Here is a 15644-nt window from a genome sequence, read left to right on the forward strand (position 1 = left end):
CCTTTGCAAGCATTCAAATGTAAAGACATAAATTCAAATATTAAATAAAATTGCTTATTATATTTAAGCAAAATGATAACCGTAAATGAGCACTATAAACGAATATTTAAGCCTGGAAGAATTCACTGCAATCGTATTTAAAAATCAAAAAGTCGATGTGAGTGATGCCGTGGTAAGCAGGGTGGAAGCCAGTTTTAATTTTTTAAAGGAATTTTCCGGAAATAAAGTTATTTATGGTGTAAATACAGGGTTCGGTCCGATGGCCCAATACCGTATCAAGGATGAAGACCGTTTACAATTGCAATACAACCTGATACGAAGTCATTCTTCAGGGACAGGAAAACCATTAAGCCCGGTTTGTGTGAAATCGGCTATTTTGGCTAGATTAAATACGCTTTCGTTAGGGAATTCCGGCGTGCATCCGTCGGTGATCCATCTGATGAAAGAATTCATTAACAGAGATATAACGCCGCTTATTTTCGAGCACGGAGGAGTAGGGGCCAGCGGTGATTTAGTTCAGTTGGCGCACTTGGCTCTAACGCTGATCGGAGAAGGTGAGGTTTTTTATAAAGGAGAACGCAGAGCGACCAAAGAGGTTTTTGAAATAGAAAAACTTCAGCCTATCAATGTGGAAATCCGTGAAGGATTGGCCTTGATGAACGGAACCTCGGTAATGACCGGAATCGGAATCGTGAATGTTCACAATGCCGACAAAGTTTTGGACTGGGCAATTAAATGTTCATGCGCCATCAATGAGATCGTTCAGGCCTACGACGACCATTTGTCAGCCGAATTAAACAATACAAAACGTCATTTCGGACAGCAGGAAATCGCGAAAAGAATGCGTGACAATCTTGCCGACAGTACCTTGGTAAGAAAAAGAGAAGACCACTTATATACCGGAGAAAACACGGAAGAAGTTTTCAAGGAAAAAGTACAGGAATATTATTCATTGCGTTGCGTGCCGCAGATTTTAGGTCCGGTTCTGGATACTATAAATGCAGTGGCTGGCGTGATGGAAAACGAAATCAATTCTGCTAACGACAATCCGATTGTTGATGTGAAAAACCAACACGTTTATCACGGCGGAAATTTCCACGGCGATTATATTTCTTTGGAAATGGATAAACTGAAACTGGTTGTTGCGAAACTGACCATGTTGGCAGAGCGTCAATTGAATTATTTGCTGAATTCCAAATTAAATGAAATCCTTCCTCCGTTCGTGAATTTAGGAACGTTAGGGTTTAACTTCGGAATGCAGGGCGTTCAGTTTACGGCAACTTCAACCACAGCGGAAAGTCAGATGTTGTCTAACTCCATGTATGTGCACAGTATTCCAAACAACAATGACAATCAGGATATTGTAAGTATGGGAACTAACGCGGCGGTAATCACCGGAAAAGTGATTGAAAACGCTTTTGAGGTTTTAGCTATCGAATTGATAACTATCATTCAGGCGATTGATGCTTTGGGTTATAAAGACCAGGTATCTTCGGTTACAAGAAAAATGTACGATGAAGTGCGAAATATCGTTCCGGAGTTTAAGGAAGATATGGTGATGTATCCTTTCGTACAGCAGGTGAAAGATTATTTAATGAAGGAATAAGCCGGGTTTTAAATCGAAATCACCTATGAAAAAGTTGCTTTTTTTACTGTTACTTTCATTTCAGTTCGTTGCCGCTCAGGAATTGGCGTTGGTAAGACAAGGCGGAAAATTTGGATATATCTCAAAAACCGGCGAATTCGTTATTCAGCCTAAATTCAAAACGGCCAAGAATTTTTCGGAAGGCTTAGCGGCTGCCGAAGACAACGGGAAATGGGGTTTTATCAATTCGAAAGGGGAATGGGTGATCCAACCTTCTTTTTCGGATGCGAAATACTTTAACAGCGGCATATGTGTAGTTCAGAAAGACAAACAATGGTTTTACATTAATAAAAAAGGGGAAACCCTGAAAATGCCGGCTTCAGAGAAAGTTTTCGACTTTGAGGATGGTGTGGCTTTTATCAAACAAAATGATAAAATCGGATTGATCAATACAAAAGGGGATATCATCCTTCAGCCTACCTACCAAATTATAAAATCATTTGAAGATGGTTTTGCCCGCGCAAAGAATAATAACCTATGGGGAATTATTGACAAAACAGGTAAAGTTGTTGTGAATGTGGAATATGACGAAGTGGGGAATTTCTATAAAAACACGACCTGGGCGAGAAAAGGTGAAGCGTTTGGTTTGGTTACGGCTAATAAGTTCACGACGATCGAGGGAGCGGATAAAATTTGGGACTTCGATTTTCAGGATCTTACTTATGCCCGGAAAGAAGGTAAAATCGGTTTCGTTGATTTAAAAGGAAACTGGATTGTAGCACCTAAATTTGACCGAGCAAAGGCTTTTGTTAAGAATATGGCACCTGTTTGCGAAGGTAAAAAATGGGGCTATATCAATAACAAGGGTGAATACGTGATAAAACCAATGTATGATGATGCTGAAGTTTTCAGTATGGACGGCCTGGCTCCCGTAAAAGAAAAAGAATGGGGTTTCATCGACGTGAAAGGAAAACAGGTAATCGAAGCAAAATATCAGATAACAGCCGGAGGACTTGCGAGTCTTTTCAGAAAAGACGACAAAGGTTTCGTAAACGGTATAGCTAGAGTTAAATCGGGAAAACAATGGGGTTTTATCAAACCGGACGGAAGCGTTTTAGGCGGACAATGGTTTGAGAATGCCGAATTGTTTCAAAATTAATAAAATATGAAATGTGCTCTAATCACAGGTGGTTCCCGTGGAATCGGAAGTGCCATCTGCCAAAAATTAGCCGAGAATAAAAAGTATCATATATTGATCAATTATCAGTTCAATCAGGAAGCTGCCGAAAAAACTTTGGAAGAAGTGGTAAAAAAAGGGGCGACCGGAGAGATAATTAAATTCAATGTTTCTGATGCTGAAGAAGTAAAGAACGTGTTGACAGCCTGGCAGGAAGCTAATCCGGATGCTGTGGTGGAAGTTATCGTAAATAATGCCGGAATCACACGTGACGGTTTGTTCATGTGGATGTCGCATGAGGACTGGAGCAATGTGATTAACACCAGTCTGAACGGCTTTTTTAATGTTACCAACTTCTTTATTCAAAGAATGTTACGCAACAAATACGGTCGTATCGTAAACATGGTTTCGGTGTCGGGCGTAAAAGGAACTGCGGGGCAGACCAATTATTCCGCGGCGAAAGGAGCAGTTGTGGCTGCTACTAAAGCATTGGCTCAAGAGGTAGCAAAGCGCAATATTACGGTTAATGCCGTAGCACCAGGGTTTATCCGAACCGATATGACCAGTCAGCTTGATGAAAAAGAGCTGATTAAGATGGTTCCTGCCAATCGTTTCGGAGAGGCGGAGGAAGTGGCCGAATTGGTTGGGTTTTTGGCATCGGACAAAGCGGGCTACATAACCGGAGAAGTTATCAATATTAACGGGGGAATTTATTCCTAAAATATAAAGAAAGCTTTATAACTGTCTGTTTTATAGATTTTTATATAAATTTGACCCCATAGAAGAAATAAAATGAGCAGAAGAGTAGTAATTACCGGGATGGGAATTTATTCCTGTATAGGAACTTCATTAGAAGAGGTGAAACAATCCCTTTATGAAGGGAAGTCAGGAATTATGTATGATGAGGAAAGAAAGGAATTTGGTTTTCAATCGGCCATAACAGGCATGGTCCCGAAACCGAATTTAAAAGAGCTGTTGAACCGTCGTCAGCGAATAAGCGTAGGCGAAGAAACGGAATATGCTTATCTGGCTACGATTGAGGCGTTGGAAAATGCTAAAATCGAAGATAGTTATTTTGATGAAAATGAAGTGGGGATTCTATATGGTAACGACAGTGTTTCCAAAGCAATTATCGAGGCTACCGATATCATACGTGAAAAGAAAGATACGGCATTGATTGGTTCCGGAGCGATTTTCAAATCGATGAACTCTACCGTAACCATGAATTTGTCGACGATTTTCAGATTACGTGGTGTTAATATGACCATCAGTGCTGCCTGCGCGAGTGGATCGCATTCCATAGGTTTAGGGTTTTTACTGATCGAAAGCGGAATGCAGGACATGATCATCTGCGGTGGTGCACAGGAAATCAATAAATATGCAATGGCGAGTTTCGACGGATTGGGCGTTTTCTCTCCTAACGAAAACGAGCCTGCTAAAGCATCGCGTCCTTTTGATGCAGCACGAGGAGGACTTGTGCCAAGTGGTGGCGGAGCGACTTTGGTGTTGGAAAGTTATGAATCGGCCGTTAAAAGAGGCGCGCCAATAATTGCGGAAATTATCGGATACGGTTTTTCGTCCAACGGAGGTCATATCTCAACTCCAAATGTAGAAGGTCCGGCTACGGCGATGAGACGTGCTTTGGAGAAAGCGGGTATTGAACCGCATGAAGTAGGTTACATCAATGCGCATGCAACTTCAACGCCACTTGGGGACGCCAATGAAGCGAAAGCAATCTATGAAGTGTTCGGCGAAAGCAAACCCTATGTGAGTTCGACCAAATCTATGACCGGTCACGAATGTTGGATGGCAGGGGCAAGCGAGATAATTTATTCGACCATTATGATGCAAAACGATTTCATTGCTCCTAATATCAATTTTGAAAATCCGGACGAGGATTCTAAGAAGTTAAATATCGCTGCTGAGACCGTAAATAAAAAATTTGATATATATTTGTCGAATTCTTTTGGATTTGGAGGAACAAATTCAGCAGTAGTAGTTAAAAAATTTAAAGAATAGTTATGGAAACAGATTTGATTTTAGAGAAGATTAATGAGATTTTAGTGGATGAATTTGAAGTAGATGCTGATATTATCTCCCCGGAATCAAACCTTAAAGATACATTAGGTTTAGACAGCCTTGATTATGTGGATTTGGTTGTGGCGATTGAAGCTAATTTCGGTGTAAAACTGGGTGAAGCAGATTTTGTTGGAGTCGTTACGTTTGAGGATTTTTACAACCTGATCGAAACCAAAATTCAGAACAAGAACTAATATACGATGAGTCAATGGGATGGTAAGTCCAAAGGGACTCTTTTAGGGTATAAAATATTTGTTTTTTGTATAAAAAAGCTCGGAGTCAAAGCGGCCTATTCCGTTTTGGTTTTTGTAGCTTTTTATTATTTTATATTCGATAGGAATTCCAATAAAGCAATGTTTTATTACTTCCGGAACCGACTTGGATATTCTTATTTCAAATCGAAAGTGATGGTCTATAAGAACTATTTTACTTTCGGTCAGACGCTAATCGATAAAACGGCAATTGCAGCCGGTTTAAGGAATAAATTTACTTATGAATTTGACGGTGTTGAATTGCTTCAGCAGCTTTTGGCTGAGAAGAAGGGCGGTATTTTAATAAGCGCTCATGTTGGTAATTTTGAAATCGCGGATTACTTTTTTGCGGAAATCGATTTCGATTGTCAGATCAATTTGGTAACAACTGACATGGAACGTTCGCAAATAAAGGAATATATGGAACGTGTTACCAAAAAATCCTCCCTGAAATTTATCCTTGTCAAGGACGATATGTCTCATATCTTCGAAATTAATAATGCTTTGTCAAATAACGAATTGATTTGTTTTACCGGAGATCGTTATTTTGAGGGAACAAAAGTTATGACAGAATCCTTTTTGGGGGAAGAAACCAATTTCCCCGCAGGACCTTTTTTAATAGCATCACGTTTAAAAGTGCCGGTGGTTTTTGTGTACGTAATGAAAGAAGCTAAGCTGCACTATCATCTTTATACAAGAAAAGCGGAAGTAAAACAACGCGATGAAAAAGGGCTTTTGAAAGCTTATACCGAAAGTGTTGAAACTATGTTGCAAAAATACCCTTTGCAATGGTTCAATTACTTTATGTTTTGGAACAGAACTGAAAAATAGCATAACTCAGGCGAAAATTGAACAAAAAATTCATTCCAATTTTAGCTTATTTAAAAAGATGGAATGGAAAAATTTGACGCAATAATTATCGGATCTGGGGCGGGCGGACTTGCAACCGCGCTTTGTTTGTCGAGAGCAGGACACAAAGTTTTGGTTCTGGAACAACATAATGTACCTGGCGGATGGTGTCACAGTTTTACACTAAAAGGTCAGCGTTTCAGTCCCGGCGTGCATTACATAGGTCTTTTGGATGAAGGACAATCCACCAATGAATTATACAAAGGTCTTGGAGTAGCCAATGATCTTGTTTTTTTTCGCATGAATAAAATCGCCTACGATCATTGCATAATAAATGATGTAAGGTTTGATTTTCCGGCAGGTGTAGAGAACCTTAAGAAAAGTTTAATCCAAAGTTTTCCTAAAGAAGTGAAAAATATAAAAGAATATCTTTCCTTAATCGGGAAGGTTAATGAAGAATTGCAGTTAATCCCAAAATTAAAAGGGTTCTGGCAGAATATTACGGTTCCTTTCCGGACCAAACATTTTGGGAAGTTTGCGCTGTTCAGTCTGAAAAGAGTAATAGATTGGCATATTAAAGATGATGTTCTCAAAGCGGTACTTAATGCCCAATGCGGCGACCATGGATTGCAGCCCAAAAGAGCAAGTTTTCCTGTGCACTGTTCGGTTATGTACCATTATTTTGATGGAGGTTTTTATCCGATGGGAGGCGGAAGTGCCATTGTAAAGGCTATGACAACGAAGATAAAAAGCCACGGTGGAATTGTCAGGACCCAGGAAAATGTCGCCAGGATTTTAATTCGGGATAAAAAAGCTTATGGTGTAGAATTAGTCAGCGGCGAGCAAATCCTTGCTGAAAATATCATTTCAAATGCCGATCCTTCTACTACTTATTTGAAGTTGGTGGGGAAAGAAAACATCAGTAAGAAATTAACGAAGAAACTCAGTAAGACGAAGTATTCTGTTACGTCACTTATTTTATTTTTGACCTTGGATATGGATGTGACCAAATATGGTATCGATTCCGGAAATATCTGGAAATTTAAAGATGAAAATATTGACAGCCATTTTGAAACGTTGACCAACGGAGGTGTTTTGGAAGGTGATGAATTTCCGGCGTTTTTTATGAGTTGTACGACCCTGAAAGATCCCGCTAGTTTTAACGGAAGATACCATAATTTTGAAGTGGTGACCTACGTGAGTTACGACAGTTTCAGAGAGTTTGATGAATTGGATGATTATCATTGTCCGAAGTATGAGGCTTTTAAGAAAAGAGTAATTGAAAAATTCCTGAACAGTGTTGAAAAGATAGTACCCGATGCGCGTCAAAATATCATTCAGGTTGAATTAGGTACTCCAAAAACGAATCAGTATTATATCAGTTCGACAGATGGAAATGTTTACGGAACGGAAAAAACATTAAGTCAGGTAGGTCCTTTCGCTTTTAAGAATAAGACCGAAATTGCGAACCTGTTCCTTTGTGGCTCCAGTACATTGTCGCACGGAGTCACTGGTGCGACCTACTCGGGATTGGCAGCCGCAGCCACAATATTAAATTGTAAACCGGATGATTTGTTGTTTGAGGATGCCAGTCAGAAAATTACCATTTGTGATGCCGAAGATCCTTCCACCTGGAACGAATTCATTCATAAGAAGCGAGAAGATAAAATACGTAATTTTAAAGCCGTGAAAGTTAATTAGAGAAGTTTTAAAATTAACTTGCTTTATCTTTGCTTCGGAACATAAAAAATAGCAATGAAAAACGTACTTGTAGTTTATTATTCCCAATCCGGTCAATTGGAAGAAATTTCCAGAAATATTGCCAAACCTTTGTTGGAGGATGCCGATGTTTCCGTTACTTTTTATCCTGTTGTTATGGAAAAAGCATTTCCTTTTCCCTGGAAAAAAGCAGCCTTTTTTGATGCTTTCCCGGAATCATTTCTGCAACTTCCGTCTAACATAATTAAGCCGTCGGATGAAGTTCTTGGTAAAAAATATGATCTGGTGATCCTGGCCTATCAGGTTTGGTACCTGTCGCCTTCAATTCCTGTAAATTCCTTTCTGAAAAGTGATTTTGCACAACGACTGCTGGCAAATACACCGGTAATTACGGTTATTGGCTGCAGAAATATGTGGGCTTTGGCACAGGAAAAAATGAAAAGCCTGTTGAAAAATGTCGATGCTAAACTGGTCGGAAATGTGGCGCTTGTCGACAGACATATCAATCACATCAGCGTTATCACGATCGTAAAATGGATGTTCTCCGGAGAAAAAAAGAAGTATTTGGGTATTTTTCCGAAGCCCGGAGTCTCGGAAAAGGACATTGCTGAATCGTCTAAATTCGGAAAAATCATTTTAAAATCAGTGAAAAATAATTCCTATTCCGGTTTGCAGGAAGAATTGGTTGCGAATGATGCGGTGGAAATACGTCCTTTTTTAATTGAAATGGACAAAAAAGCCAATAAAATGTTCAAAATATGGGCTAATTTAATCATTGGGAAGACCGATTCAAGACCGCGTTGGCTCAAAGGTTTTAATATTTATTTGTTGGTGGCAATTTGGGTAATGTCACCAATTGTCTATATCTTGCACCTTTTTACGTATCCGTTGAAATTTGCGAGGATAAAGAAAGAAAAAGCCTATTATCAAGGGGTTTAAAAGAATTTTAGAATACTATGTTTGAAGTTTATATAACAAGATCCGGGAAATATTTACCTAACGAAGCGGTTCCAAATGGCGAGATGGAGACGTTTCTCGGATTAATAAATAATACGGCCTCAAAAGCCAGAAGGATAATTCTGCGGAATAACGGAATTGCCTCACGCTATTATGCCTTGGACCGGGAAGGAAATCCCACGCATACCAATGCGGAATTAACCAATAATGCCATAAATACACTTTTTGACGCAACTTTTACTGCCAATGATGTAGAACTACTTTCATGCGGGACTTCTACCCCGGACACTTTATTGCCATCGCATGCCGCTATGGTACACGGATTGATGAAAAACAGATCCGTAGAACTGAATTCGTCCTCAGGCGTTTGCAATGCCGGGATGAATGCGATGAAATTCGGCTACCTTTCCGTAAAAGCCGGAAATACCAAAAATGCGATTTGTACCGGATCGGAACGCGTTTCCACATGGATGCTTGCCGATAAGTTTCAAAATGAAGTAGCCAATCTGAAAAGCCTTGAAGAGCAGCCTATAATTGCATTCAAAAAAGACTTTTTACGTTGGATGTTGTCTGATGGAGCGGCCGCTTTTTTATTGGAGAATGAACCAAGAGGTGAAAATTCCCTGAAAATAGAATGGATGGAAGCGTTTTCCTATGCCCATGAATTGGAAGCCTGTATGTATGCGGGCGGCGATAAAATGGGGAATGGTGAGTTGAAACCTTGGAGTAATTACAGTTCAAGCGAGTGGCTTACCCAATCGGTTTTTTCTCTTAAACAGGATGTAAAACTGCTGGACAGCAATATCCTTGAAAAAGGAGCAGAAAGTATGAAGGCGGCCATGGATAAAAATAATGTAACGGCTGACGATATCACTTATTTTCTGCCGCACGTTTCGTCCCATTATTTTGTGGACGGTTTAAGAAATAAACTTGCGGAACGGGGAATCGAAGTACCGGCTGAAAGATGGTTTATGAATCTTTCAAAAGTCGGGAATGTAGGTTCGGCTTCCATCTACTTAATGTTGGAAGAACTGATGAATTCCGGAAATCTGAAAAAAGGGGATAAGGTAATGTTATCCGTTCCTGAAAGTGGAAGATTCTCGTACACCTATGCTTATTTAACTGTGTGCTAATGGAAAAGATGTTTCCTATCCTTGATGATGTTTTTGTAGGTAATCTGATACCGCAGAAATTTCCGTTTGTTATGGTGGATAAACTGTTGTCGTATTCTGAAAATGAAGTTGTGGCAGGTCTGACCGTTGCCGGTGATAATATTTTTTTTAACGAAAATAAGTTTCAGGAATCCGGTCTGATAGAACATATGGCACAATCCGTTGCCTTGTATACCGGTTATCAGTTTTATTTAAAAAACGAACAGGCTCCCACCGGTTATATCGGTTCCATAAAATCGATTGCCATCACGGAATTACCTCTGTTAGGTGATAGGGTTGAAACTACAGTGACTGTGCTTCACGAGTTTATGGGAGTAACCTTGGTGGACATAGTTTCAAAAATAAATGATAAAGTGATTGCCCGAGGGCAGATGAAAACAGTTTTAGCATCCTAACTGATGAGACAGCTCGAAAATGCAATCGATATTAAGCAGTTTTTACCACATCGTAAGCCGATGCTTATGGTCGATTACATACTGGAACTTACGGCCGAGGAAGTCGAAACGATATTTGAAATCAAAGACGATAACCTTTTTGTCGAAAGTGGTTTTTTTTCAGAAACAGGGCTCATTGAGAACGGAGCACAAACCTGTTCTTCCATTGTAGGACAATGTTTTTTTCTGGATGAGAACAATCAGGTAAAGAACGATGTGAAGGTTATCGGTTTTATCAGCGGAATAAAAAAAATAACAATACATGCCTTGCCGAAGGTTGGAAGTTCCATTACCACTCACGGCATTTTGATCTCCCGATTTGACACCGAGGAATACAGCATCTGTACGATGACCTGTCAGACGTTTTGTGAGGGAGTATTGCTTTTTGAAGCAGAAATAAATTTATTCATTCAGGAGGAAAGATAAATGAAGAAGGAAGAAGTACCGCAGGACCAAAGCAATCTTTCGAAAGGAAATCTGAGAGAACTTTGTTATGCAACTGATGAAAACGGGAATTATACGACGGCTTTAAGTTCGGGTTGGGAACCCAAAACCATTGCCCTGGAAAATTCCATGCAGGATATCAATGAAAGAGTGGAACAGGCCAAAATAGCTGTGAAGGAAGGGGGTTCGAGTCCGATTGTATATTTTATGGAATTGCATAAAATGGATTGGACTATTCTGGCAAGTTACGTCGGTATGTGGGTTTGGCGCGTGAAACGGCACGGTAAACCCGCCGTATTTAAAAAAATGAATGATAAAATGATGGCGAAATACGCTGAAGCCTTTGAGGTTTCGGTGGAAACGCTAAAAAATTATAAAGGAGACTAATGGAAACCAATTTCATCCATCACCAGTCCGCACACTGCGAAAACGGAGTAGCCTCCAATTTGCTCAAGCATCACGGAATCAATATCAGTGAACCAATGGTTTTCGGTATAGGATCCGGGCTTTTCTTTTTCTACCTTCCGATGTTGAAAGTCAATCATGCACCGGCAATCAGTTACCGTCCGATGCCCGGTTCTATTTTCAATAAAGCAGCCAAACGATTGGGGATTAAAGTGAAAAGAGTAAAATTTTCCAATCCGCAGTCGGCTCAAAAAGCACTTGAAGAAAATCTTAAAAACAATATACCTTCAGGACTACAGGTTGGGGTTTATAATTTAACCTATTTTCCTGATGAATACCGCTTTCATTTCAATGCACACAATCTGGTGGTGTATGGAAAGAAAGAGGATACGTTCTTAATCAGTGATCCGGTAATGGAGACCGTTACCACGCTGACCGAAAAAGAACTGGAGAAAGTGCGTTTTGCCAAAGGAGCTCTTGCGCCTAAAGGCCAGATGTATTATCCTGTGGCAATTCCGGAAAAGATCGATTGGGAAAAAGCCATCAGAAAAGGAATAAAAAATACCTGTAAAGACATGCTTGCCCCTATGCCGATCATCGGTGTAAAAGGAATGCGCTATGTTGCGAAAGGCATCCGCAGATGGCCGATTAAAAAGAATCCAAGAGTAGCAAACCACTATTTAGCGCAAATGGTGCGCATGCAGGAGGAAATCGGTACCGGGGGCGGTGGTTTCCGATTTATTTATGCGGCTTTTCTTCAGGAAGCAGCAGTTATTCTTCAGAATGATAAATTGAAGGAACTTTCGCTTGAAATGACAACTATCGGTGACAAATGGCGTGATTTTGCCGTTAATGCGTCCCGAGTTTATAAAAAGAGAAGTAATCAGAATGATGTTTATAACAGTCTGGCTGATGAACTTCTCGGATTGGCGGATTTGGAAGAAGCTTTTTTTAAAAAACTGAAAAAAGCGATATAAAACGATGAACGAGCCAATAATCCATATAACAGAACTTTACAAAAAGTATAAGGAGGCGGAAGATTTTTCGGTGAACAACCTGAGTTTGTTAATCGAGAAAAACGAAATTTTTGGTTTGTTGGGACCGAACGGCGCCGGCAAAACCACGCTGATCTCCATGTTATGCGGACTGATAAAACCGACTTCAGGTAAGTTTACCATTGACGGACTTTCCTATGATAAAAGCGCGACGGTAATCAAAGAAAATATTGGCGTAGTTCCTCAGGAGTATGCCTTGTATCCGACGTTAACGGCGCGTGAAAACCTGCGTTATTTCGGAAGCATGTACGGATTGAGAGGTAAAGAGCTGCACAGTAAGGTAGATGACGCTCTGGATCATTTGGGTTTGTTGAAATTTGCAGATAAAAGAGTAGAGACTTTTTCAGGGGGAATGAAGCGAAGAGTCAATCTCATCGCCGGAATCCTGCATCAACCTTCGGTTTTGTTTTTGGATGAACCTACTGTTGGGGTAGATGTGCAGTCAAAAAATGTTATTATCGATTATCTGAAGGAACTTAATACAAAAGGGACTTCGATTATTTATACTTCACATCATTTGTCGGAAGCGCAGGATTTCTGTACACACATTGCAATTATCGACAAAGGACGAATTTATGCCCAGGGTGCACCGGAGGAATTAATCCGGAAGACGCCCAATGCGCATAATCTGGAAGACGTATACATTTCATTAACCGGTAAAGAATTGCGCGATGATGTATAAGTTTTTGATGTCGGTTCATAAAGAAATACTTCTGCTGAAAAGAGATTTAGGTGGATTGGTGATCTTGTTCATCATGCCATTGATATTGATCATTACGGTTACTTTAATTCAGGATAGCACCTTCAAATCGGTTACTGAAAGTAAGATTCCGATTCTGTTGGTGGATAAAGACAATGGTCAAATTTCCAAAACGGTAAAGACCAGTTTAGATGAAAGTGGTTCTTTTGAAATAGTTGCCGAGATAAATGGACAAGCCGTAACCGAGGACGTGGCAAGGGAAGCCGTTTTTAAAGGGAAATACCAGTTGGCAATCGTTATTCCTGAAAAACTGAGTGCCGATTTGGAAAAGAAAGTAACTCAGAATGTAGACGAGATCATCAGCAAATTTGGTCTGGAAGATTCGGTTCCAAAAACCAAAAAAGAAAAAATCAGCAAAAAAGAAATCAAAATGTACTTTGATCCCGCTACACAGCTTACTTTTAAGAATGCGGTGAAAAGTGCGATTGATAAAATGATATCCCAGGTTGAAACGAAATCTATTTACAAAGCATTTCAGGATCAGCTAGGTGAAGAAGGCGAGCCTTTTTTCGAACAGGAAAACTTTATCACTTTTAAGGAAATAGTACCTAGAATCGATAATAAAGAGATGCTTCCCAATTCGGTGCAGCATAATGTGCCGGCGTGGACGCTGTTTGCGATATTTTTTATCATCGTGCCGCTTTCGATCAACATCGTAAAGGAAAAAGGACAAGGCACACAGATACGTTTAATTACAAATCCGGTTCCGTACGCCGTTGTAATTGCAGGTAAAACCGCTACCTATCTGATCATTTGTATGATTCAGTTTTTCCTGATGGTCGCTGTGGGAGTTTATCTTTTTCCGTACTTAGGTCTTCCGGTTTTGGACATCGAAGGAAAAGTGATTTTAATGAGCCTGGTGGCACTTTTTTCAGGTTTGGCGGCTATCGGATTCGGGATTTTATTGGGAACCGTTGCTAGAACACAGGAACAGTCGGCGCCATTCGGAGCGACTTCTGTTGTTATTTTGGCGGCCATCGGAGGTGTTTGGGTTCCCGTTTTTGCCATGCCTAAAATCATGCAGTATGTGTCGCATATCTCACCGATGAACTGGGGATTGAATGCATTTTATGATGTGCTGTTGCGCAACGGAGGTATTATGGAAATCCTTCCCGAAATTAATTTATTACTTTTGTTTTTTATACTTACAATAACCATTGCAATCGTCTATGATAAAAAGAAAAGAGCAGTATAACGAAGCGACGGAACTTACGGTTACCCAGGAAATACGTGTTCGTTTTAACGAAACCGATCCGTTGGGGATTGTATGGCACGGTTATTACATTACGTATTTTGAAGACGGACGCGAAGCATTTGGCCGCAAACACGGCATTTCCTATTTAGATGTGAACAAATATGGTTATACGACACCCATCGTGAAGTCGACCTGCGAACATAAATTATCGTTGCGTTATGGCGATGTAGGTCGGATTGAAACCACAATCGTGGATACACCTGCCGCTAAAATGATCTTCAGATATAAGATTTACGATCCTAATAATGAAGTGGCCTGCACTGGGGAAACCGTTCAGGTATTTGTAGATGAAACGGGAACATTATCGTTAAATCTTCCGCCTTTTTTTGAAGAATGGAAGCGAAAAGTAGGTTTGTTGAAGTAATGGTAAAGAATGTTTACATAACAGAAACCAACTGTGTTACCCCTTTAGGTTTTGACGTGGCTTCCAATTGGGAGGCGCTGCTGAAAGGGCGATCCGGCATTCAGCAGTTTAAGAAATTGGGCATGCTTGAATCGTTTTATTCATCGATCATTAATTCAGATGAAATCGATACGGCTTTCAGCGGAATTTCTTCGGAAACCCATTTCACCAAATTAGAAAAAATGCTGATTTTGGCTTTATCGCCATTAATCGCTACACATAAAATTACCAACAGAACAGCATTTGTTTTTTCAACAACTAAAGGGAATATCCGCCTTTTGGAAGATCAAAACAATACTGTTGATGCAGCTCATTTAGCTGCTTTGGCAAAGAAAATCAGTTTGTTTTTCGGGTTTTCGACCGAACCTATCGTAGTTTCCAACGCCTGTGTGTCTGGTGTATTGGCCATTGCAATCGCCAAGCGAATGATTCAGGCCGGTGTTTATGATAACGCTTTCGTGCTTGCCGGAGACGAGGTATCCGAATTTGTTCTGTCGGGATTCAATTCGTTTCAGGCGATGAGTGAGGTTCCCTGCAAACCATACGACGAGGAACGAAATGGAGTTTCATTGGGTGAAGCAACCGCTGCAGTTTACGTGACTTCAATCGAATCGGAAGTGGGCAAAGGAGCTGTAAAAGTTATAGGAGATGGTGCTGTAAATGACGCCAACCACATTTCAGGTCCTTCGCGAACCGGAGAGGGATTGTTCAGAAGTATTGAAAGTGCTTTTTCGGAAGCAGGCTTAGAAAAAGAAAAGCTGGATTATATTTCGGCGCACGGAACCGCGACACTTTACAATGATGAAATGGAAGCGGTGGCATTTAGCCGTTTGGGTATTAACGACGTTTCCGTGAATAGCCTAAAAGCATTTTATGGTCACACGTTGGGTGCATCCGGGCTTTTAGAGGCAGTAATCGCTATCGAAAGTGCCAGAAAAAATCAACTGATCGCATCAAAAGGATTTACTAAAATGGGAGTTTCACAGCCTATTTCGGTTCTGACAAAAAATGAAAAAAAGGAAATCAATTATTTCCTGAAAACGGCCTCCGGTTTTGGAGGATGTAATACCGCTGTTTTATTTGAAAAAGTAAATTAAAT

General features: G+C 40.3%; 17 protein-coding genes. All 17 read left to right on the forward strand.

Features of this window, described 5'->3' with window-relative positions; translation table 11 throughout:
• Positions 1 to 85 precede the first annotated feature (85 nt).
• The 17 genes from flxA (at position 86) to AC3E9U_RS03605 (ending at position 15642) form a co-directional block, all read left to right on the forward strand.
• Positions 86 to 1606, forward strand: a complete 1521-nt coding sequence (flxA, locus tag AC3E9U_RS03525; RefSeq protein WP_488745536.1) for a flexirubin biosynthesis tyrosine ammonia-lyase FlxA — start codon at positions 86 to 88, stop codon at positions 1604 to 1606.
• Positions 1607 to 1631: 25 nt separating this feature from the next.
• The gene (locus AC3E9U_RS03530) at positions 1632 to 2744 is read left to right on the forward strand and encodes a WG repeat-containing protein (protein ID WP_488745537.1); all 1113 of its coding nucleotides are present in this window, start codon (positions 1632 to 1634) and stop codon (positions 2742 to 2744) included.
• A gap of 6 nt (positions 2745 to 2750) precedes the next feature.
• Positions 2751 to 3482 carry a flexirubin biosynthesis SDR family reductase FlxB gene (gene flxB / locus AC3E9U_RS03535; RefSeq protein ID WP_488745538.1) on the forward strand — a complete coding sequence of 244 codons (732 nt, stop codon included), beginning with the start codon at positions 2751 to 2753 and terminating at the stop codon, positions 3480 to 3482.
• 72 nt (positions 3483 to 3554) lie between these two features.
• The gene (locus tag AC3E9U_RS03540; RefSeq protein ID WP_488745539.1) at positions 3555 to 4781 is read left to right on the forward strand and encodes a beta-ketoacyl-[acyl-carrier-protein] synthase family protein; all 1227 of its coding nucleotides are present in this window, start codon (positions 3555 to 3557) and stop codon (positions 4779 to 4781) included.
• Between the two features lie 2 nt (positions 4782 to 4783).
• Positions 4784 to 5035 (forward strand): acyl carrier protein, encoded by a 252-nt coding sequence (locus AC3E9U_RS03545; protein WP_488745540.1) that lies wholly within the window; start codon positions 4784 to 4786, stop codon positions 5033 to 5035.
• 6 nt (positions 5036 to 5041) lie between these two features.
• Positions 5042 to 5923, forward strand: a complete 882-nt coding sequence (locus AC3E9U_RS03550) for a lysophospholipid acyltransferase family protein (RefSeq protein ID WP_488745541.1) — start codon at positions 5042 to 5044, stop codon at positions 5921 to 5923.
• Between the two features lie 63 nt (positions 5924 to 5986).
• Positions 5987 to 7642 (forward strand): phytoene desaturase family protein, encoded by a 1656-nt coding sequence (locus AC3E9U_RS03555; RefSeq protein WP_488745542.1) that lies wholly within the window; start codon positions 5987 to 5989, stop codon positions 7640 to 7642.
• A 54-nt stretch (positions 7643 to 7696) separates the two neighbouring features.
• Positions 7697 to 8599, forward strand: a complete 903-nt coding sequence (locus AC3E9U_RS03560) for a dialkylresorcinol condensing enzyme DarA (protein WP_488745543.1) — start codon at positions 7697 to 7699, stop codon at positions 8597 to 8599.
• Positions 8600 to 8616: 17 nt separating this feature from the next.
• Positions 8617 to 9750: a dialkylresorcinol biosynthesis protein DarB gene (darB, locus tag AC3E9U_RS03565; RefSeq protein WP_488745544.1), complete on the forward strand. Its 1134-nt coding sequence runs from the start codon at positions 8617 to 8619 to the stop codon at positions 9748 to 9750.
• The gene (locus AC3E9U_RS03570) at positions 9750 to 10184 is read left to right on the forward strand and encodes a hotdog family protein (protein WP_488745545.1); all 435 of its coding nucleotides are present in this window, start codon (positions 9750 to 9752) and stop codon (positions 10182 to 10184) included. Before darB ends, AC3E9U_RS03570 begins: the two co-directional genes overlap by 1 nt.
• A gap of 3 nt (positions 10185 to 10187) precedes the next feature.
• On the forward strand, positions 10188 to 10649 hold the full coding sequence (locus AC3E9U_RS03575; RefSeq protein WP_488745546.1) for a hotdog family protein: 462 nt from the start codon (positions 10188 to 10190) through the stop codon (positions 10647 to 10649).
• On the forward strand, positions 10650 to 11054 hold the full coding sequence (gene DarG, locus AC3E9U_RS03580) for a flexirubin biosynthesis protein DarG (protein ID WP_488745547.1): 405 nt from the start codon (positions 10650 to 10652) through the stop codon (positions 11052 to 11054).
• The gene (gene darH / locus AC3E9U_RS03585; RefSeq protein ID WP_488745548.1) at positions 11054 to 12049 is read left to right on the forward strand and encodes a BtrH-related acyltransferase DarH; all 996 of its coding nucleotides are present in this window, start codon (positions 11054 to 11056) and stop codon (positions 12047 to 12049) included. Before DarG ends, darH begins: the two co-directional genes overlap by 1 nt.
• Before the next feature lie 4 nt (positions 12050 to 12053).
• Positions 12054 to 12809 (forward strand): ABC transporter ATP-binding protein, encoded by a 756-nt coding sequence (locus AC3E9U_RS03590; protein ID WP_488745549.1) that lies wholly within the window; start codon positions 12054 to 12056, stop codon positions 12807 to 12809.
• Complete coding sequence (locus tag AC3E9U_RS03595; protein WP_488745550.1) at positions 12799 to 14082, forward strand: ABC transporter permease; 1284 nt, start codon at positions 12799 to 12801, stop codon at positions 14080 to 14082. Before AC3E9U_RS03590 ends, AC3E9U_RS03595 begins: the two co-directional genes overlap by 11 nt.
• Positions 14057 to 14506 carry an acyl-CoA thioesterase gene (locus tag AC3E9U_RS03600; RefSeq protein WP_488745551.1) on the forward strand — a complete coding sequence of 150 codons (450 nt, stop codon included), beginning with the start codon at positions 14057 to 14059 and terminating at the stop codon, positions 14504 to 14506. The genes AC3E9U_RS03595 and AC3E9U_RS03600 overlap by 26 nt, the downstream gene beginning before the upstream one ends.
• Positions 14476 to 15642: a beta-ketoacyl synthase N-terminal-like domain-containing protein gene (locus tag AC3E9U_RS03605; RefSeq protein ID WP_488745552.1), complete on the forward strand. Its 1167-nt coding sequence runs from the start codon at positions 14476 to 14478 to the stop codon at positions 15640 to 15642. Before AC3E9U_RS03600 ends, AC3E9U_RS03605 begins: the two co-directional genes overlap by 31 nt.
• Positions 15643 to 15644: the final 2 nt, after the last annotated feature.

The sequence above is a fragment of the Flavobacterium sp. 21.1 genome, from assembly GCF_057801535.1.